The 20,445-nt window shown below is 66.4% G+C and carries 15 protein-coding genes; 9 read left to right on the top strand and 6 right to left on the bottom strand.

Annotated elements, in window-relative coordinates; translation table 11 throughout:
* The first annotated feature begins 82 nt into the window (after nucleotides 1-82).
* The 9 genes from PKB_RS18985 (at nucleotide 83) to PKB_RS18945 (ending at nucleotide 12,923) form a co-directional block, all read left to right on the top strand.
* On the top strand, nucleotides 83-970 hold the full coding sequence (locus tag PKB_RS18985; RefSeq protein WP_043253541.1) for an NAD(+) kinase: 888 nt from the start codon (nucleotides 83-85) through the stop codon (nucleotides 968-970).
* Nucleotides 967-1,950, top strand: a complete 984-nt coding sequence (locus PKB_RS18980) for a metallophosphoesterase (protein ID WP_043253540.1) — start codon at nucleotides 967-969, stop codon at nucleotides 1,948-1,950. Before PKB_RS18985 ends, PKB_RS18980 begins: the two co-directional genes overlap by 4 nt.
* A 14-nt stretch (nucleotides 1,951-1,964) precedes the next feature.
* Entirely contained in the window at nucleotides 1,965-2,813 is an 849-nt protein-coding gene (locus PKB_RS18975) for a rhomboid family intramembrane serine protease (protein WP_408004246.1), read from the top strand.
* Nucleotides 2,814-2,950: 137 nt separating this feature from the next.
* Complete coding sequence (locus PKB_RS18970; protein ID WP_043253538.1) at nucleotides 2,951-3,211, top strand: YeaC family protein; 261 nt, start codon at nucleotides 2,951-2,953, stop codon at nucleotides 3,209-3,211.
* Nucleotides 3,211-4,038 carry a DUF2797 domain-containing protein gene (locus PKB_RS18965; protein WP_043253537.1) on the top strand — a complete coding sequence of 276 codons (828 nt, stop codon included), beginning with the start codon at nucleotides 3,211-3,213 and terminating at the stop codon, nucleotides 4,036-4,038. The genes PKB_RS18970 and PKB_RS18965 overlap by 1 nt, the downstream gene beginning before the upstream one ends.
* Nucleotides 4,039-4,092: 54 nt before the next feature.
* A complete protein-coding gene (pepN, locus tag PKB_RS18960; protein ID WP_043253536.1) occupies nucleotides 4,093-6,750 on the top strand; it encodes an aminopeptidase N in 2,658 nt (885 codons plus the stop codon).
* Between the two features lie 400 nt (nucleotides 6,751-7,150).
* Nucleotides 7,151-9,118, top strand: a complete 1,968-nt coding sequence (locus tag PKB_RS18955; protein ID WP_043253535.1) for a DUF1302 domain-containing protein — start codon at nucleotides 7,151-7,153, stop codon at nucleotides 9,116-9,118.
* Between the two features lie 326 nt (nucleotides 9,119-9,444).
* A complete protein-coding gene (locus PKB_RS18950) occupies nucleotides 9,445-10,527 on the top strand; it encodes a WD40/YVTN/BNR-like repeat-containing protein (protein WP_043253534.1) in 1,083 nt (360 codons plus the stop codon).
* 14 nt (nucleotides 10,528-10,541) lie between these two features.
* Nucleotides 10,542-12,923 carry an efflux RND transporter permease subunit gene (locus tag PKB_RS18945; RefSeq protein WP_156958047.1) on the top strand — a complete coding sequence of 794 codons (2,382 nt, stop codon included), beginning with the start codon at nucleotides 10,542-10,544 and terminating at the stop codon, nucleotides 12,921-12,923.
* A gap of 600 nt (nucleotides 12,924-13,523) precedes the next feature.
* On the opposite strand, the gene PKB_RS18940 is transcribed toward PKB_RS18945, so the two are convergent.
* From PKB_RS18940 to PKB_RS18915, 6 genes are read right to left on the bottom strand one after another with little or no spacing between them, the layout of a single operon-like run.
* Nucleotides 13,524-15,167, bottom strand: a complete 1,644-nt coding sequence (locus PKB_RS18940) for a BatD family protein (protein WP_043253533.1) — start codon at nucleotides 15,165-15,167, stop codon at nucleotides 13,524-13,526.
* Nucleotides 15,164-16,918, bottom strand: coding sequence for a VWA domain-containing protein (locus PKB_RS18935; protein ID WP_043253532.1), 1,755 nt, complete (start codon nucleotides 16,916-16,918; stop codon nucleotides 15,164-15,166). The genes PKB_RS18940 and PKB_RS18935 overlap by 4 nt, the downstream gene beginning before the upstream one ends.
* Nucleotides 16,915-17,925: a vWA domain-containing protein gene (locus PKB_RS18930; RefSeq protein ID WP_043253531.1), complete on the bottom strand. Its 1,011-nt coding sequence runs from the start codon at nucleotides 17,923-17,925 to the stop codon at nucleotides 16,915-16,917. Before PKB_RS18930 ends, PKB_RS18935 begins: the two co-directional genes overlap by 4 nt.
* Nucleotides 17,918-18,415 carry a DUF4381 domain-containing protein gene (locus PKB_RS18925; protein WP_043253530.1) on the bottom strand — a complete coding sequence of 166 codons (498 nt, stop codon included), beginning with the start codon at nucleotides 18,413-18,415 and terminating at the stop codon, nucleotides 17,918-17,920. The genes PKB_RS18930 and PKB_RS18925 overlap by 8 nt, the downstream gene beginning before the upstream one ends.
* Nucleotides 18,412-19,392, bottom strand: coding sequence for a DUF58 domain-containing protein (locus tag PKB_RS18920; protein WP_052355326.1), 981 nt, complete (start codon nucleotides 19,390-19,392; stop codon nucleotides 18,412-18,414). Before PKB_RS18920 ends, PKB_RS18925 begins: the two co-directional genes overlap by 4 nt.
* Nucleotides 19,392-20,351 carry an AAA family ATPase gene (locus PKB_RS18915; RefSeq protein WP_043253528.1) on the bottom strand — a complete coding sequence of 320 codons (960 nt, stop codon included), beginning with the start codon at nucleotides 20,349-20,351 and terminating at the stop codon, nucleotides 19,392-19,394. Before PKB_RS18915 ends, PKB_RS18920 begins: the two co-directional genes overlap by 1 nt.
* Between the last annotated feature and the right edge of the window lie 94 nt (nucleotides 20,352-20,445).

Raw genomic sequence — 20,445 nt, 5'->3', positions numbered from 1 at the left:
CAACCGCGCGGGTTTGCCGCTGTTCGGGGGTTTCCCCCATAATTCCATGCATTCCCGCCTTGCACCGCCGTCAGGAAGTCTCATGGAACCCTTTCGCAATATCGGCATCATCGGCCGCCTTGGCAGCACCCAGGTGCTGGAAACCATCCGCCGCCTGAAGCGCTTCCTCACCGAGCGGCACCTGCATGTGATCCTCGAGGACACCATCGCCGAAGTGCTTCCCGGCCATGGCCTGCAGACCTGCTCGCGGAAGATCATGGGCGAGATCTGCGACCTGGTCATCGTGGTCGGCGGCGACGGTAGCATGCTTGGCGCGGCGCGCGCACTGGCCCGGCACAAGGTGCCGGTGCTGGGCATCAACCGCGGCAGCCTCGGCTTCCTCACCGACATCCGCCCGGACGAACTGGAGACCAAGGTAGCCGAGGTCCTCGGCGGCCAGTACATCGTCGAGAGCCGCTTCCTGCTCGATGCCCAGGTGCGCCGCCACGGCGAGTCCATCGGCCAGGGCGACGCGCTCAACGATGTGGTCCTGCACCCGGGCAAATCGACGCGGATGATCGAGTTCGAGCTGCACATCGACGGCCAGTTCGTCTGCAGCCAGAAGGCCGACGGCCTGATCGTCGCCACCCCGACGGGCTCCACCGCCTATTCGCTGTCCGCCGGCGGGCCGATCATGCATCCCAAGCTCGATGCCATCGTCATCGTCCCCATGTACCCGCACACCCTCTCCGGCCGCCCGATCGTGGTCGACGGCAACAGCGAGCTGAAGATCGTGGTGTCGCCGAACATGCAGATCTACCCGCAGGTGTCCTGCGACGGGCAGAACCACTTCACCTGCGCGCCCGGCGACATCGTCACGGTCAGCAAGAAGCCGCACAAGCTGCGCCTGATCCACCCGATCGACCACAACTACTACGAGGTCTGCCGGACCAAGCTGGGCTGGGGCAGCCGCCTCGGGAGCAACGAGTGAGCGAACTCGACCCGGGCCGTGGCTACGACCTGATCGGCGACGTCCACGGCTGTGCACATACCCTCGACCGCCTGCTGGAGCAGATGGGCTACCGCCTGCAGGGCGGCGTGTGGCGGCATCCGCGACGCCAGGCACTGTTCCTCGGTGACCTCGTCGACCGCGGTCCGCGCATCCGCGAGGCGCTGCACCGGGTGCACGATATGGTCACCGCCGGCGAAGCCCTGTGCATCATGGGCAACCACGAGTTCAACCTGCTCGGCTGGGCCACGCCGGCAGCGCCCGGCAGCGGTCGCCAGTACGTGCGCGAGCACACGCCGCGGCACGCCCGGCTGATCCAGGAAACCCTCGACCAGTTCGAGCAGCATCCCGGCGACTGGCGCGACTTCCTCGCCTGGTTCCAGGACCTGCCGCTGTTCCTCGACGCCGGGCGCTTCCGCATGGTCCACGCCTGCTGGGATGGCGAGTTGATCGAGGCGCTACGCGAGCAATTCCCCGACGGTCGCATCGACGAGGCGTTCCTGCAGGCCTCCGCCGAGCATGGCAGCTTCGCCTACCAGGCCTGCAACCGCCTGCTGCGCGGCACCGACATGCGCCTGCCCAAGGGTCTTACGCTGACCAGCAGCGACGGCTACACCCGTGCCTTCTTCCGCACCAAGTTCTGGGAAGAGGATCGCGAGCCCGAAACCTATGGCGACATCGTCTTCCAGCCCGACGCGCTGCCCGACGAAGTGGCCAGCGAGCGCCTGAGCGCAGAGCAGAAGTCCTCGCTGCTGAGCTACGGCGCCGACCAGCCGCTGCTGTTCGTCGGCCACTACTGGCGCCGCGGCACGCCGGCGCCGATCCGGCCGAACCTGGCCTGCCTGGACTACAGCGCGGTCATGTACGGCAAGCTGGTGGCCTATCGGCTGGACCAGGAAACGCGCCTGCAGCGCGACAAATTCGTCTGGGTGGATGTGAAACGTCCTGAGGAGGACCAGTGACCGCAGTGGTAGCCATGCGTCTGCCGTTGAGCGAGGACCTGGCCGGTTTCGTCGGCCTGCTGCAGCGCTTGAATGTGCCCTTCCGAGTTAGCGAGGAATCCGGCGAGCAGGTGCTCTGGGTACCCAATGAGGAGCTCGCCGAGCAGGTGCGCAGCCTCTACCAGCGCTATCCCCAGGGCGATCCCGAGTTGACGGCGCCGGCCTGGAAGCCGCAGCGCGGCCCCGGTTTCCTCGAACAGCTGCGCCTGAGCAAGATGACCGCAGCCGTGCTGCTGGTGACCTTCGTGGTCGCCGCAGTGACGCTGCTGGGCGCCAACCCGACGACCCTGCGCTGGTTCACCTTCCAGGACTTCCAACTGGTCGGCAGCGACCACGTGATGTTCATTCCGCTGGCCGACGGCCTGGCCGCAGGGCAGTGGTGGCGCCTGCTGACGCCGATGCTGTTGCACTTCGGCTGGCTGCACCTGGCGATGAACGCCATGTGGTACTGGGAGCTGGGCCGGCGCATCGAGTACCGCCAGGGCGGCCTGATGCTGCTGGGCCTGAGCCTGGGTGTCGGCCTGGTGTCCAACGTCGTGCAGTACATGGTCTCCGGGCCGAGCCTGTTCGGCGGATTGTCCGGCGTGCTCTACGGCCTGCTCGGGCACTGCTGGATCTTCCAGCTGCTGGCGCCGACCCCGGCCTACCGCCTGCCCAAGGGGGTGGTGGGGATGATGCTGATCTGGCTGCTGGTGTGCCTGTCGGGCGTCATCGACCTGCTCGGCTTCGGCTCCATCGCCAATGGCGCGCACGTGGGCGGACTGGTGGTCGGCTGCGCGACCGGCGCACTGGGCGGGCTGCTGGCTCGCCGCAAGGGGATGTGACGGGGCGGCGTAGGATGGCGTTGAGCGAAGCGAAACCCATTCTACGAATATCCGAGAGCACCGTCTGACCTGCGCCCGTGCGCCGAAGCGCCCGGCCCGGTAGAATGCCGGCTTTGCCCTACAGCAGGAGTCGGCCCATGTCGTCCTTCGCCGAAATGATCCAGAACATCACTCCCGAGCTCTACGAGAGCCTCAAGCTCGCCGTGGAGATCGGCAAGTGGCCTGACGGCCGCAAGCTGACCCAGGAGCAGAAGGAGCTGTCGCTGCAGGCGGTGATCGCCTGGGAGCTGAAGAACCTCCCGGAAGACCAGCGCACCGGCTACATGGGCCCGCAGGAGTGCGCCTCGCACGACGAGCCGATCCCGAACATCCTCTTCTCGACCAACACCCTGCACTGATGCAGGAGCTTGGACGCGGCGCCCTGAGCAAGATGTCGGCGCGCCTTGAAAGCCCCGTGCAGTACGCCTTCCGCCTCGGCGAGGCGGAAGTTCCGGTCAACCCCCTGCTCGGCAAGACGATTCGCCTGGAGTTCCTCGGCGAGATCAACTGCTGCCATTGCGGACGCAAGACCAAGAAGAGCTTCAGCCAGGGCTACTGCTACCCGTGCTTCACCAAGCTGGCGCAGTGCGACAGCTGCATCATGAGCCCGGAGAAGTGCCACTACGACGAAGGCACCTGCCGTGAGCCGGAGTGGGGCGAACGCTTCTGCATGACCGACCACGTGGTCTACCTGGCCAACTCCTCGGGCGTGAAGGTGGGCATCACCCGCGCCAGCCAGGTGCCGACCCGCTGGATCGACCAGGGCGCGCGCCAGGCCCTGCCGATCATGCGCGTGGCTACCCGGCAGCAGTCCGGCTTCGTCGAGGACGTGCTGCGCAGCCAGGTGACCGATCGCACCAACTGGCGCGCCCTGCTCAAGGGCGAAGCCGAGGCGCTGGACCTGGTGGCGATCCGCGAGCAGCTCTTCGACCAGTGCGCCGAGGGCCTGATGGCGCTGCAGCAGCGCTTCGGGCTGCAGGCCATCCAGCCGGTTAGCGACATCGAGCCCATCGAGATCGCCTACCCGGTGCAGGCCTATCCGGCGAAGATCGCCAGCCTCGATCTGGACAAGACGCCGGTGGTGGAGGGTACCCTGCAAGGCATCAAGGGCCAGTACCTGATCCTCGACACCGGCGTCATCAACATCCGCAAATACACGGCCTACCAGCTCGCCGTGAGTGCTTAACTTGTTCTCCCGGCCGGCGCGATCCGCCGGCCGCCTGCCAAGGGGCCACGAGCCATGCGTACCGAGCAACCGAAAGTCATCTACCTCAAGGATTATCAGGCGCCCGAGTACCTGATCGACGAGACCAACCTGACCTTCGAGCTGTACGAGGACCACACCCTGGTCCACGCCCAGCTGGTCATGCGCCGCAACCCGGAACGCGGCGAGGGCCTGCCGCCGCTGGTGCTCGATGGCCAGCAGCTGGAGCTGCTGTCGCTGGCGCTGGACGACCGCGCCCTGCAGCCGGGCGACTACCAGCTGGACGACAGCCACCTGACCCTGCAGCCGACCGCCAAGCAGTTCACCGTCGACAGCACCGTGCGCATCCATCCGGAAAGCAACACCGCGCTGGAAGGCCTGTACAAGTCCGGCAAGATGTTCTGCACCCAGTGCGAGGCCGAGGGCTTCCGCAAGATCACCTACTACCTCGACCGCCCGGACGTGATGAGCAGCTTCACCACCACCGTCTCGGCCGAACAGCACAAGTACCCGGTGCTGCTCTCCAACGGCAACCCGGTGGCCAGCGGATCGGAAGAGGGCGGCCGCCACTGGGCGACCTGGCAGGACCCGTTCAAGAAGCCGGCCTACCTGTTCGCCCTGGTCGCGGGCGACCTCTGGGCGGTGGAAGACAGCTTCACCACCATGAGCGATCGCGAAGTCGCCCTGCGCATCTACGTCGAGCCGGAAAACATCGACAAGTGCCAGCACGCCATGGACAGCCTGAAGAAGTCCATGCGCTGGGACGAGAAGGTCTACGGCCGCGAATACGACCTGGACATCTTCATGATCGTCGCGGTCAACGACTTCAACATGGGCGCCATGGAGAACAAGGGGCTCAACATCTTCAACTCCAGCTGCGTGCTGGCCAAGGCCGAGACCGCCACCGACGCCGCGCACCAGCGCGTCGAAGGCGTGGTGGCCCACGAGTACTTCCACAACTGGTCGGGCAACCGCGTGACCTGCCGCGACTGGTTCCAGCTGTCGCTCAAGGAAGGCTTCACCGTCTACCGCGACGCCGAGTTCTCCGCCGACATGAACTCGCGCACCGTCAAGCGCGTCGAGGACGTGGCCTTCCTGCGCACCAACCAGTTCGCCGAGGACGCCGGCCCCATGGCGCACCCGGTGCGCCCGGATTCCTTCATCGAGATCTCCAACTTCTACACCCTGACCGTCTACGAGAAGGGCTCGGAAGTGGTGCGGATGATCCACACCCTGCTGGGCGCCGAAGGCTTCCGCAAGGGCAGCGACCTGTACTTCGAGCGCCATGACGGCCAGGCCGTGACCTGCGACGACTTCGTCAAGGCCATGGAAGACGCCAACGGCGTCGACCTGACCCAGTTCAAGCGCTGGTACAGCCAGTCCGGCACCCCGCGCCTGGCGGTGGAAGAGGCCTTCGACGCGGCCGCGCAGACCTACACCCTGACCTTCCGCCAGAGCTGCCCGCCGACCCCGGGGCAGAAGGACAAGCAACCCTTCGTCATCCCGGTGGAAATGGGCCTGCTGGACAAGCTGGGCAACCCGCTGCCGCTGCGCCTGCAGGGCGAGGAACACGCCCACGGCAGCAACCGTGTGCTGCAGGTGACCGAGGCCGAGCAGTCCTTCACCTTCGTCGGCCTCGCCGAAAAGCCGCTGCCGTCGCTGCTGCGTGGTTTCTCCGCGCCGGTGAAGCTGAGCTTCCCCTACGACCGCGACCAGCTGATGTTCCTCATGCAGCACGACGAGGACGGCTTCAACCGTTGGGAAGCCGGCCAGCAGCTCTCGGTGCAGGTGCTCCAGGAAATGATCGGCCAGCACCAGCGCGGTGAGCAGTTGGTCCTCGACGAGCGCCTCATCGCGGCCTTCCGCACCCTGCTGCAGGACAACGCGCTGGACCAGGCGATGGTCGCCGAGATGCTCTCGCTGCCCAGCGAGGCGTACCTCACCGAGCTGAGCGAGGAGGCCGACGTCGAGGCCATCCACGCCGCCCGCGAGTTCGCCCGCCAGCGCATCGCCGAGACCCTGCACGAGCCGCTGTGGCAGCGTTACCAGGCCAACCGCGAAGCCTCGCGCAAGACCCCGTACGTGGCCGAGGCCGAGCAGATCGCCCGCCGCAGCCTGCAGAACATCGCGCTGTCCTACCTGATGCTCAGCGGCAAGCAGGAAGTGCTGGCCGCGTGCCTGGAGCAGTACGAATCCTGCGACAACATGACCGAGCGTCTTACCGCCCTGGCGGTGCTGGTCAACTCGCAGTTCGAGTCGGAGAAGGCCAAGGGCCTGGAGATGTTCGCCGACTACTTCAAGGACGATCCGCTGGTCATGGACCAGTGGTTCAGCGTGCAGGCCGGTTGCACCCTGCCGGGCGGCCTGGAGCGCGTGCAGGCGCTGATGGCGCATCCGGCCTTCACCCTGAAGAACCCGAACAAGATCCGTGCACTGATCGGCGCCTTCGCCAACCAGAACCTGGTCAACTTCCACCGTGCCGACGGGGCGGGCTACCGCTTCCTGGCCGACCAGGTGATCACCCTCAACGCGCTCAACCCGCAGATCGCCTCGCGCCTGCTCGGCCCGCTGACCCGCTGGCGCAAGTACGCGCCGGCCCGGCAGGCGCAGATGCGCGGCGAGCTGGAACGCATCCTGGCGTCCGGCGAGCTGTCCAGCGACGTCTACGAGGTGGTCAGCAAGAGCCTCGCCTGACCCTCGGCGAGCCTTGCCAAAGGTGTTACCAGCCCAGCTGGTAACACCTTTTTTGTTACCTGTGGAAATTACAGGCCACTCTTTCCAGCACCTGATGGAATAACCCCAGCGCGAGAGCGTGCCTGGGGGAAAGTCCGCTCGCGCCATGCCGATGCACCGATCGGGCAAGAAAACCGGCAACTGGTCAATGGCTGATCAGTCACGCTCCGTGCTCCTCTCGAGAACTCCCCTGTAGCCCCGAACGCGCCGCTCTGGCATCGGGGTTGCAACGCGCCTGCCGGATCGCCGCACGGGGGAAAAGGGCGCGGCCGATCGACGACAACAAGGCCGTGGAGCAAACGGTCGCCAGGCGTCCGCCGTGACGCCGCCGCCAACGATGATCAGTCATGGAGTGTGTTCGATGCGTGTTTCTTCCCGCCCTGCGTTGCTGCGTTTCGCCGCCGTGCGCGCCGGCTTCGCCCTGGCCGGCATGATGCCGCTGCTGCTGGCCGGACAGGCCTCCGCCATGGAATTCAAAGTGCTCGACAACCAGGTCAGCGGCTCGCTGGACACCACGCTGTCCTACGGCACGCTATGGCGGGTGCAGGGGCAGGACAAGAACAACAACGACATCAACAGCAACGACGGTAACCGCAACTTCGACACCGGGCTGGTCTCGGAGGTGTACAAGATCACCTCCGACCTGCAGGCCAACTACAACAACTACGGCCTGTTCGTGCGCGGTCTGGCGTTCTACGACACGCAGATCATGGACAAGCGCAACGACTACTTCGACAACAACCAGCCGCCGCAGCCGAGCCAGAGCTACCCCTACAACGACCGCTTCACCGGCGATACCCGCGACAACGCCGGCAACGGCATGGAAATCCTCGACGCCTATGTGTCCGGCAGCTGGGACCTGGGCGAGATGCCGCTCTCCGCGCGCCTGGGTCGCCAGGTGTTCAACTGGGGCGAGGGCCTGTTCTACCGGGGCGGCGTGAACACCACCAACCCGGTGAACGCCTCGGCCTTCCACCTGCCCGGTTCCGAGCTGAAGGAAGTGCTGATGCCAGTGGAGGCGGTGAGCTTCAACCTCGGCCTCACCGACAACCTGTCGATGGACACCTTCTATCAATGGAACTGGAAGGAAACCAAGCTCGACCCGGCCGGCACCTTCTTCTCCGAGACCGACCTCTTCGCCGACGGCGGCAACACCGCTTACACCACGGTTTCCGCGCTGTCGAACCCGCTGTTCCAGAGCCTCTATCCGCAACTCTCGGCGGCCCACGTCGGCGGCCTGCAGGGTACCTCCTACCTGGACTCCAACGGCATCTTCAAGGTTGCCAGCATCGGCAAGGACATCAACGCCAAGGACGACGGCCAGTTCGGCGTTGCCTTCCGCTACCTGGCCGAGCAACTCAACTCCACCGAATTCGGCTTCTATTTCGTCAACTACCACGCCAAGGAGCCAAGCATCTCGGCGCACCTGAACCCGTCCTACGCCGGGCTGAACGTCGACCAGTTAGCCGGGCTCGGCGGGTTCAGTTCCTATGACCAACTGATGGCCGCAGCCAACGGCGGCAACGCTGGCGCGCAGCAAGTGCTGGGGCTCGTGAACGGTGCCGCGGCAGTCGACGTGGCCAACCAGGTCGAAGCGCAGCGCGAGTACCTGGAAAACATCCGCATGTACGGCCTGAGCTTCAACACCACGGTGGGCAACGCCTCGCTGTTCGGTGAAGTCGCCTATCGGCCGAACCTGCCGATCGGCATCGCCACCACCAACGACCTGCTCGGCGACCTGCTCAACCAGGCCGCCGCCCTGGCCAGCGGCAAGACCGTCAACATCGGTGGCAAGCCGGTGGCGCTCAACAGCGAGATCCACAACTACGAGCGGGTCGAGGCGTTCAACAGCTCGCTGGGCACCATCTACAACTTCGGCCCGGGGCTGAGCTTCGACTCGCTGATGGGCGTTGCCGAGATCGCCGCCGAGCAGCTGCGCGGCAGCAGCCTGAAGTACACCGCCTACGACGGCTCGGTGCGCTACTACTCCAGCCGCGCCAACTCCGCCTACGTTTCCGGCTACGACCGTGGCGACCAGGTCGACCGCAACGCCTACGGCTACACCCTGCTCATGTCGGGCACCTGGAACGACGTGTACGCCGGCATCAACGTCTCGCCCTACGTGGTCTACCGCGACGACTTCCAGGGCAACTCCTACCAGACCGGCAACTTCATCGAAGGCCGCCAGGCCTACACCCTGGGCCTGAAGGCGACCTACCTGAACAGCCTGGAAGGGGAGATCCAGTACACCGACTTCTACGGTGCCGGACAGAACAACGCCACCCGCGACCGCGACAACGTCGGTGTCAGCGTCAAGTACTCCTTCTGATCCTCCGCCAGCGGTCCCGCACACGCGGGGCCGCTGTGCATCCTTCCGCCGACCATTGCCTGGCAGGCAACAATCGGCCGGACCTCTTCTGTGTCTTCCCGCCCCGCAACGGTCATTGAAAACGCCTCGAGTGTTACCGTCAGTAGCTTTTTGCGATTCGTTGTAACCCGCGTAGCACGTGGCCTGTAGGCATTTCTCATGCTTTGGGATGAGCGTGCCCATGCTTAACAAAAGATAACGCGCGGTTAATTGTCAGCCTGGGGAAAGGCTGGCTATATAGCGATCACTCCATATCCGCCTGTAATAAAAAGAAGAGGTATAGGCATATGCGTGAGCCCCTGTGGCACGCCATGAGCGAAGGGTCCGCGTGCGCGGCCAAGCGTTCTCCCTCGTCGCTGCGCACGACCTTGTCGATGCTCGGCGCTCTCTCCCTGATGCTGATCGCCAACGCCCCGCTGCATGCCAATGCGGCGACGGAAAATCCTTCCGACGGCTACGCCATCGCTTCGGCCAAAGCCTCCAGCTCGCTGATCCTCAGCCTGGCGCATGCCGGCAAGCGGCTCGTTGCCGTCGGCGATCGCGGGCACATCCTCTATTCCGATGACAACGGTCAGAGCTGGACCCAGGCCAAGGTGCCGACCCAGCAGATGCTGACCGCGGTGTTCTTCATCGACGAGAAGAAGGGCTGGGCGGTCGGCCACGACTCGCAGATCCTCGCCACCGAAGACGGCGGCAGCACCTGGACCCGTCAGTTCGAAGACCTCAATCGTCAGGCTCCGCTGCTGGATGTCTGGTTCCAGGACGCGAGCCACGGCGTGGCCGTGGGCGCCTATGGCGCCATGCTGGAAACCCACGACGGCGGCAAGAGCTGGGAAGACATCAGCGAGCGCGTGAGCAACGAGGACCAACTGCACCTCAACGGCATCACCGCGGTGAAGGATTCCGGCCTGCTGGTAGTCGGCGAGTCCGGGGTGATCTTCCGTTCCAAGGACTGGGGCACCACCTGGGAGAAAGTCCAGGGCCCCTACGAGGGTTCGCTGTTCGGCGCCGTGGGCACCAACCAGGCTGGCACCGTGCTGGTCTACGGCCTGCGCGGCCACCTGTTCCGCTCCGCCGATTTCGGCGAGCACTGGCAACAGGTCGCGCTGCCGGTCTCCGGTGACGGCAACCTCGAGTTCGGTCTTTCCGAAGGATCGCTCCTGCCCGATGGCAGCATCGCCGTCGTCGGCAATGGCGGCAGCGTGCTGCTGAGCAAGGACGACGGCCAGACCTTCAGCATCTTCAACCGTCCTGACCGACTGGCGCTGTCCGGCGTCGTCGCTGCCGGTAACGGCAACCTGGTACTGGGCGGGCAGGGCGGTATCCACCTGGCTTCGGCGACCGGCGCCGAGCTGACAGAACAACAATAAGCCGGGGAGCGGAAATGAACGCTGTGAACTCACATCATCAAGACAAGGCGACTCTGCTCGAACGCCTGATCTTCAACAACCGCCCGATCGTGATCGCACTCTGCATGCTGGTGACCCTGTTCCTCGCCTTCCAGGCGACTCAGGTGCGTCCGTCCACCAGCTTCGAGAAGATGATTCCGCTCAAGCACCCGTTCATCCAGAACATGCTGGCGCACATCAACGACCTGTCGAACCTCGGCAACACCGTGCGCATCTCCGTCGAGGCGGTGAACGGCGACATCTTCACCAAGGAGTACATGGACACCCTGCGTCAGATCCACGACGAGGTGTTCTACATTCCTGGCGTCGACCGCTCCGGCCTGAAGTCGCTGTGGAGCCCGAGCGTGCGCTGGACCGAGGTGACCGAGGAAGGCTTCGCCGGTGGCGAGGTGATCCCGCAGACCTATGACGGTTCGGCCAAGGCCCTGGAAAAGCTGCGCGACAACGTGCTCAAGTCCGGGCAGATCGGCCGCCTGGTGGCGAACAACTTCAAGTCGAGCATCGTCGACGTGCCGCTGCTGGAGGTCTACCCGGATCCGAAGGACCAGTCCAAGCTGCTCAAGCTGGACTACCGCCAGTTCTCCCATGAACTGGAAGAGAAGATCCGCGACAAGTACCAGGTGCAGAACCCCAACGTGAAGATCCACATCACCGGCTTCGCCAAGAAGGTCGGCGATCTGATCGACGGCCTGGTGATGGTGGTGGGCTTCTTCGGCATCTGCTTCGTCATCACCCTGGTGCTGCTGCTGTGGTTCACCAAGTGCATGCGCTCGACCATCGCGGTGCTCTCGACCACGCTGGTGGCGGTGATCTGGCAGCTCGGCCTGCTGCACACCATCGGCTTCGGGCTGGACCCGTACTCGATGCTGGTGCCGTTCCTGATCTTCGCCATCGGCATCTCCCACGGGGTGCAGAAGATCAACGGTATCGCCCTGCAGTCCAGTGACGCGGAAACCCCGCTGCTGGCCGCGCGCCGCACCTTCCGCCAGCTGTTCCTGCCCGGCATGATCGCCATCCTGGCGGACGCCGTGGGCTTCATCACCCTGCTGGTGATCGACATCGGCGTGATCCGCGAGCTGGCCATCGGCGCGTCCATCGGCGTGGCGGTGATCGTCTTCACCAACCTGATCCTGCTGCCGGTCGCGATCTCCTACATCGGCATCAGCAAGCGCGCCGTCGACCGCAGCAAGCGCGACGCGGTCCGCGACCATCCGTTCTGGCGCCTGCTGTCGAACTTCGCCAACTCCAAAGTGGCCCCGGTCTCCATCCTCATCGCCCTGGCCATGTTCGCCGGCGGCATGTGGCAAGGCCATCACCTGAAGATCGGCGACCTCGACCAGGGCGCGCCGGAGCTGCGTCCGGACTCGCGCTACAACCAGGACAACGACTTCATCATCCGCAACTACTCGACCAGCTCCGACGTGCTGGTGGTGATGGTCGAATCCGCGGCTGAAGGCTGCTCGTCGTACCAGACCCTGAATGCCATCGACGCCCTGTCGTGGAAGCTGGAAAACACCGAAGGCGTGCAGTCGGCGATTTCCCTGGTCACCGTCTCCAAGCAGGTGATCAAGGGCATGAACGAAGGCAACCTGAAGTGGGAAACCCTGTCCCGCAACAAGGACGTGCTGAACAACTCGATCAGCCGTGCCGACGGCCTGTACAACAGCAGCTGCTCGCTGGCGCCCCTGCTGGTGTTCCTCAACGACCACAAGGCCGAGACCCTCGACCGCGCGGTCAAGGCGGTGCAGGACTTCGCCAAGGACCACGAGAAGGACGACCTGAAGTTCAAGCTCGCTGCGGGTAACGCCGGTATCGAGGCGGCCACCAACGAGGTGATCAAGCAGTCCGAGCTGACCATCCTGATCCTGGTGTACATCTGCGTGGCGGTGATGTGCCTGATCACCTTCCGCTCCTTCGCCGCGACCCTGTGCATCGTCCTGCCGCTGATCCTCACCTCGGTGCTGGGCAACGCGCTGATGGCGACCCTGGGCATCGGCGTGAAGGTCGCGACTCTGCCGGTGATCGCCCTCGGCGTGGGGATCGGCGTGGACTACGGGATCTACATCTACACCCGCCTGGAGTCCTTCCTGCGCATGGGCCTGAGCCTGCAGGAGGCCTACTACGAGACCCTGAAGTCCACCGGCAAGGCGGTACTGTTCACCGGTCTGTGCCTGGCCATCGGCGTGGCTACCTGGATCTTCTCGGCGATCAAGTTCCAGGCCGACATGGGGCTGATGCTGACCTTCATGCTCCTCTGGAACATGTTCGGCGCGCTCTGGCTGCTGCCGGCCCTGGCCCGCTTCCTGATCAATCCGGAGAAGGTGCGGACCAAGAAGGCATCGATCCTGGTGCACTGATCGAAAGGCGTTCCCCGCAAGAAGAAACCGCGGCCCTCGGGCCGCCCGCGGTTTTTTATGGGGAATCGGTAGTGCGCAGCCGTCCCCCTGAAGGAGCGAGCTTGATCGCGAACCCCGCCAGCTTTCAGGTAGAAGCGACTGTCTTCTGGACTATTCCCTTTCGGGCCAGCGCAAGCGCCATTCGCGATGGAGCCGCGTCCGCGTTCGCGGGAGTGACAGAATCAGGATTCGATCTCTCCCGCGTCATCCTCGCGAACGCGGGACAGCGCTTGCGCTGAACGCGCTTTAGCGCGGCCCGAAGGTCGAGCGGAGCGAGTCACCCAGTAAGCAACGTAGCAGCAGACCTTTTGCGCGATTCGCGCGCATGGCGCGCTCCTGCAGGGTGGGCGCGGCACGGGGCTTCGCGGATGAATCCGTTCCAACAGGATGGCGCCGAACGGCTTTGTCTCCCATCGGGGAGCGGGGACGAAATGACCTGAGGAGGCCCGGCCATTGCCAGGCGCCGTTCCCGAGCAGGCCTGCACCTACGAGAGCGCTTGGGCTCTGGCGCGTTTGCGCAGGCGTACCTCGATCAGGTGCAGCAACCGGCGCTGGCTGGCTTCAGCGTGGATACAGCGGAGGCAGGCTGGCGCCTTCCTGCGGTGCGGTGCTGGCGCCTTCGAGCGGCGGCAAGGCGCGAATGGCTCGCCAGAGCTCTTCACCCTGCCAGTTGTTTCCGCCTTCGCTGTCGCTGTAGAGCGCGCCGTTGAGGCCGTCCAGTGCGTCGGACAGCGGCACGAAGCGCGCTGCCATGTCGGCAAGGGTTTCCGGCTGCTGCCGCGCCCAGGCATCCAGGGCCTGGCGGGTGGCGTGGGGATCGTTGGCCTGGCAGGTGCGGCGCAGTTCGTCCTGCAGGGTGCGGCTGCTCGGGCCGGTGCTCGCTGCGCGGGCCACTGCCGGTAGTTGGCGGGCGCGCCACCAGAGGCCGAAGCCGAGCAGGGTGGTCAGGCTCAGCAACAGGGTCGCCAACTGCCAGGGCCAAAGGAGCGAATAGCCGTCGACCGGGGTGCCGTCCGCCGCCGGGGCGACGGCATTCTGCGCGTCCAGCTCCGGATTGGCAGCGACCGTCAGGGTGCGACCGGGCAGGTTGGTGTGTTCCAGGCGATCTTCCTGGGTGTTCCACCAGACTACATCGATGGCCGGCAGCACCAGTTGCCCGGCCTGGTCCGGCACCAGTGCGTCGCGCTCCTCGCGGCTGCCGACTACGCCCTGGTCATCCGCCTGCTGAGCGAGTTGCGCCTGGTCGGGATAGTGCCGCAGGCCCGCCGGCAGGGTTTGCGGCAGGGGCGGCAACTGCGCGCTGGAAAGGCCCTCGGCGCGCAGCATCAGGTTGCGTGTCAGCGACTCGCCGGCCTTGGCCTGTTCCGGCTGCGGCGTCCAGCTTTCGCTCAAGCTGAGCGAGCGCGCCGGCAGCCAGGGCGCGTTGGCCGGGTAATCGGCGGGCTTGGCCTTGACCTGCAGCGGGATGTCCGGCGAGGTCACCTTGACCAGCTTGCCCGGGCGGCTGCCGAGGGTCTGCGGGTCGCTGCCGCCGCGCGCCACCTGGGTAGCGGTGAAGCTCTGGCCGGGAATCGTCAGCTCGCCGCTGCGCTGCGGGAAGATCGCGTAGCGCACCTCGATCACGCCGTGGCGCACGCCGTTGATTTCCTTCTCGTAGGTGCGCGGCTGGCCGAGTTGTTCGACGCGGGCATCGGTGATCTGTAGCGGGCTCAGGTTGCTGTCGTCGTACAGCGAGACCGAGTGATAGATGCGCAGGGTGAGCACCGCCTGGGCCTGCACGTAGACCTGCTCGTGGTCGACGCTGGCGTCCATGAACACCGGCGAGAGCTGTTGTGCGGCTGCTTCGCCGTCGGCCTTGAGCACTTCCAGGCTGATCGGCTGGGTCTCGCCGTTGCCCAGATGAAGGGCGGGAATGCTGACCGTGCCGCTCTGCCGTGGCTGCAGGGTGATGATCCAGCGCGTGGTGGCCTGCGACTTGCCATTGAAGGTGGTCAAGTGGTTCACCTGGCGCGTGGCGAGCACCTGGAACTGGGCGTCCAGCGGCGCCAGGTCCGGTTTTCCGAACAGGGTCGGGTCGTCGGACTCGAGGGTCAGATCGACGCTTTCTCCTTCGGAGAGACGCGTGCGGTCGACGCTGGCAGTGAAGCTCGCTTCGGCCTGCAGGGCCACGAGACTTAGGAGGATCAGGCAGATCAGCCTTTTCATCGAGGGTTTTCCTGGCGCTGCTGTTGCTGGTACCAGAACTTGCGGCGCAGCAGTTCGGAGGGTTCGTCGGGTATCTGCCGCAGCCATTGTTCCAAGGCCTGGCGGCGCTCGTCGCTGAGCCCATCTTCGGCCGCGGGCGTATCGCCAAGTTCCGTGGAGTCGTTCTGCGCCGTCGTCGATTGCGCTTGCGCGTCGGATGGCTGCTGGTCCTGCGGCTGGCGGTTCTGCAGCGTCGAATCGGGATTGCCGGGGCGCGAGCTGTCCACATGCCCATCATGCTCGGCATCGTGCTGCGGCGCAGCCTGCGCGTTCTCGCTGGTGCTCTGTGCGGGATTGTTTTGCGCAGACTCCTGGGTGTTGTTGGCGGCCGAGGACTCGGCTTCGCGCTGGCGCAGCAGGTTCTCCAGCAATTCCTTGTTGTGTTGCGCCGGCTTCAGGTCCGCTTGCAGTTCGAGGGCCTGGTCGTAAGCGTCGATGGCGGCCTCGTATTGGCCCAGCTGGGCCAGGGCGTTGCCGCGGTTGTAGTGATCGCTGGCCTGGCCGCCCTGGGCGAAGGCCTGGGCAGCGGCGGCGTACTCGCCAGCCTGGTACAGCGCCACTCCACGCCAGCGGAAGTCGGCGAAGCGTTGCGCGGCTTCGGCCGGACGCTGTTCTTCGAGCAGGAGCTGGCCCTGCTGGTCGGGGCGCAGCCAGAGGTCGCGGAATTCGAAGGCCATGGCCGGCCGTGGCGACGCGCAGAGCATCAGCAGCGGCAGGCAGAACAACCAGCCGCGGCGGCCGGCGCAGGCAGCCAGCAGCAACAGCGGCAGCAGCAGCCAGTAGCCCTGGTCCGCCCAGCGCTGCAGGCGCAGCATGGCGTCTTCATTGGTGATGTTCACGCCGTGGTTGGCGTTCAGCAGGCCGAGCGCGCGCAGGTCGCGGTCGCTGTGGCCCATGCGTTGGTAGCGGCCATCCAGGCTATCGGCGAAGCGGCGCAGCGAGGCTTCGTCCAGGCGCGGCAGGAGAATGCTGCCCTGGGCGTCCTTCAGGTAGGTGCCGTCCTCCTGCAGGATGGGCGCGCCGCTGGCACTGCCGACCGCGAGCAGCGAGAAGCTCGAACCTTTGCCGTGCAGGGCCTTGCGGATGCCTTGCTGTTCTTCCGTGGTCAGGCCATCGGTGATCAGCAGCAGGCGCCCTGCGCCCTGGGCGCCATGGTCGAGCAGTTGCCGGCCGAGCAGCACGGCGAGGTCGGCGCGCTCCCCGGGCTCGGGCATGATCGACGGCTTGAGGGCGTCGAGCAGGTTGCGTGCGGTCAGCATGTCGTTGGAAAGCGGTACCAGGGTGTGCGCGCTGCCGGCGTAGACGACGATGGCGGTCTGCGCATCGCTGCGTGCGCGCAGCAGGTCGAGGATCTTGCGCCGCGCCTGTTCGAGTCGACTGGGGGTGAGGTCGGTGGCGAGCATCTGCGGCGTCAGTTCGAGCACCACCACCAGCGGGTCGATGCGCTGCGTGGCCGGTTGCTCGATGCGCTGCCAGCTCGGGCCGATCAGGGCCAGTACGCCCAGCAGCCAGGCCAGCCCGAGGTAGATCCACGGGCGGCGGTCGGCGCGGCCGCTGCCACCGGCCAGCAGCCAGGGATGGAAGGCGGCCGGCAGCAGCAGTTGCCAGCGCCCGGCGCGGCGCTGGCGATGCAGGATCTTCCACAGCAACCAGGCGAGCGGCGGCAGCAGCAACAGCCACCAGGGGTGCAGCAGGTGCGGCCACAGGCTCATGAGCGCCTCCACGGCCAGCGCCAGTCTTCGCGCGGGAACAGCTCGGCGGCCACCAGCAGCATGCTGAACAGCATCGCCAGGGCCAGCGGCCAGTGATAAAGCGCCACGGCCGGACGCGCCTGGGTCGGCTTCTGGCTGACCGGTTCGAGGCTGTCGAGGGTCGTGGAGATGCGCTGCAGCTCCTCGCCGGTGCGGGCGCGGAAGTACTCGCCGCCGGTCGTTGCGGCAATGGACTTGAGTGTCGGCTCGTCCAGGTCCATGCCCGGCGCGAGGCCGAGCATGCCCAGCACGCCGCCGGGTTGCGGGTCGGCGCCGATGCCGATGGTGTAGATCTTCACGTGTTCCTCGGCGGCCAGCCGCGCAGCGGTCAGCGGCGGTACCTCGCCGGCGGTGTTGGCGCCGTCGGTGATCAGCACCAGCACGCGGCTTTCCGCCGGACGCTGGCGCAGGCGTTTCACCGCGAGGCCAATGGCGTCGCCCAGGGCGGTGTCCTTGCCGGCGATGCCGATGCGCGCCTCGTCGAGCCAGATCCGCACGGTATGGCGGTCGAAGGTCAGCGGTGCCTGCAGGTAGGCGCGGCTGCCGAACAGGATCAGCCCGACGCGGTCGCCGTGGCGCTCCTCGATGAAGTTGCCGAAGAGCTTCTGGATCAGGCCGAGGCGGCTGATGTCCGCGTCCTGCCATTTGAGGTCGGTGGTGTCCATGGAACCCGAGACGTCCACTGCCAGCAGCAGGTCGCGGCCGCTGGCGGGAATCGGCAGCGGTTCGCCGACCCACTGCGGGCGCGCGGCGGCGAGCAACAGCAGGATCCAGATCAGCACGAAGGGCGCCTGCAGCCGCCAGGACGGCAGGCGGGCGCGGGCACGGCGACCGGCCAGTCCTTCCAGCTCAGCGAGGAAGCTCACCTTCAGCGCAGCTTCGCCGCTGTCGGCCACCGGCAGCACCAGGCGCAGCAGCCAGGGCAGCGGGGCAAGCAGGAAGATCCACGGCCAGGCGAACTCAAACATGCTTGCGCACCCAGGTTTCCACCGACGCGGCGAGGCCTTCGATGGCCTTGTCGTCGAGCTTGCATTCGGAGCGGTAGCCACCCTCGACGAGGATCATCCAGCGTGTCAGGCCCGCGGCCGGGCAGCGATTGTCGAGGAATGCCAGCCAGGCCCGGCCGCTCAGGGTGTGGCTGTTGTCGTTCGGCCAGCGCGCCCGGCAAAGGCGCTTGAGCAGTGCGTTGATCGCCTGCAGCCAGGGGCCTGCGGGAGCGCCGTCGTAGGGGCGGGGCAGTTGCGCCAAGGCCTCCAGGGCCGCGAGGCGCAGCGGGTCGAGCTGGGTTTCCTGCGGCTCGACCACACGCCGGCGCGGCAGCCAACGATGCCGCCAGTGCCAGAGTGCCCAGGCCAGCAACGGCAGTAGCGCGGCGAGCAGCCACCAGCCCGGCGCCGGCGGCCAGCCGGGAACTGGCGGCGGATCGATGAGCGGTTGCAGGTCGGCGAGCGGGTTCATGCGCGGCGCCCCGACTGATGTTGTTCGAGCTGGTCACGCAACTGCTCGATCAGCTCGATCTGCGTGCTCAGCGGCAGCAAGGGCACGCCCAGGCGCTGGCTGAGCCGGCGCCAGCGTTCGCGGCGCGCTTCGCCGAGGGCTCGGTAGGCCAGGCGTTGCTCGTCGACGAGGGTGTCCACTTCGAGCATTGCCCTGCCTTCGCTGAAGCGCATCAGGCCGGCCGCGGGCAGGGCGTGGTCGAGGGGGTCGGAAACCGGCAGCAACACCAGGTCGGTATGCCGGGCGAGCAGGCTCAGCTGCTGCTCGGCCAGGTCGCCCTGCGGGTTCGCGCCGAGGGCGCGCTCGTCGCAGACGATCATCACCAGGCTGCCCGGCCGCAGCACCTCGCGGGCGCGGCGCAGGGCCAGGCCGAAACAGTCGCCGCTGTTCGCCGAGGGCTTGCCGGAAAGCAGCGCGTGATTGGCGCGGACGATCAGGTTGAGCAGACGCAATTGGCTCTGCTTGCTGCGCCGCGGCTTGATCTCGTGGGTGTCCTGGTCGCTCAGCACCAGGCCGCCGATGCGGTCGTTGTGCGCCAGCGCTGCCCAGCCGAGGAGGGCGGCGGCGCGCGCGGCCAGTACCGACTTCAGGCACAGGCCGGAGCCGAAGAACAGCCGCTGGCTCTGCTCCACCAGGACGAACACCGGGCGCTCGCGCTCCTCGTGGAACAGCTTGGTGTGCGGCTCGCGGGTGCGTGCGGTGACGCGCCAGTCGATGGTGCGCACGTCGTCGCCGGCCTGGTAAACGCGCACCTGGTCGAAGTCCACGCCGCGGCCGCGCAGGCGCGAGTGGTGCAGGCCGATCAGCGGGCTGCGGCGGGCAGGCGTGGAGAACAGCTGGACTTCGCGCAGGCGGTGGCGGATATCGATCAGCTCCTGCAGATCGATGGCCACTCCTGCGTGTTCCGGCGTCCTGCGTTCGCCAGCGTCGGTGTGCATCAGGCGACTGCGACCACGTCGAGAATGCGCTGGACCACGCGGTCCTGGTCAATGCCCGCGGCCTCGGCCTCGAACGACAGGATCAGGCGGTGGCGCAGCACGTCGAACAGCACGGCCTGGATGTCTTCGGGGCTGACGAAATCCCGCCCGGCCAGCCAGGCATGGGCGCGCGCGCAACGGTCGAGGGCGATGGAGCCGCGCGGGCTGGCACCGTAGGCGATCCACTCGGCCAGCTCGGGGTCGTACTTGGCGGCCTGGCGCGTGGCCATGATCAGCTGCACCAGGTATTCCTCCACGGCGTCGGCCATGTACAGGCCGAGAATCTCGTGGCGGGCGGCGAAGATGGACTCCTGGGTGACCTGGCGCTCCGGCTTGGTCTCGCCGTTGAGCGCCTCGCCACGCGCCTGCTGGAGGATGCGGCGCTCCACCGAGGCTTCCGGGTAGCCGATCTTCACGTGCATCAGGAAGCGGTCGAGCTGGGCCTCGGGCAGCGGGTAGGTGCCTTCCTGCTCGATCGGGTTCTGCGTCGCCATCACCAGGAACAGCGGCGGCAGATCATAGGTGCTGCGACCCACGCTGACCTGGCGTTCGGCCATGGCCTCGAGCAGCGCCGACTGCACTTTCGCCGGCGCGCGGTTGATTTCGTCGGCCAGCACCAGGTGGTGAAAGATCGGCCCCTGCTGGAACTCGAAGGTGCCGTTTTCCGGGCGATAGATCTCGGTGCCGGTGATGTCCGCGGGCAGCAGGTCGGGGGTGAACTGGATACGGTGGAATTCGGCTTCCAGGCCTTCCGCGAGGTCCTTGATGGCCTTGGTCTTGGCCAGTCCGGGTGCGCCCTCCACCAACAGGTGGCCGTCGGCGAGCAGGGCGATGAGCAGGCGCTCGATAAGCTTTTCCTGGCCGAGGATCTGACTGGAAAGGTAAGTTCGCAGCGCGGCGAGCGCCTCACGATGTTCCATTGAAGGAGGGTTCCTGGACTGGCAAGGGCGGCGCGGGACCGGCCGCCTCGGGGCCCATACTTTACTGCATCGGTGGGCGGCCGTGCAGGGTATG

It is taken from the genome of Pseudomonas knackmussii B13 (assembly GCF_000689415.1).
Taxonomy (GTDB): domain Bacteria; phylum Pseudomonadota; class Gammaproteobacteria; order Pseudomonadales; family Pseudomonadaceae; genus Pseudomonas; species Pseudomonas knackmussii.
Note: the sequence above shows the minus strand (reverse complement) of the source record. Positions and strands in the feature narration are given on the sequence as shown.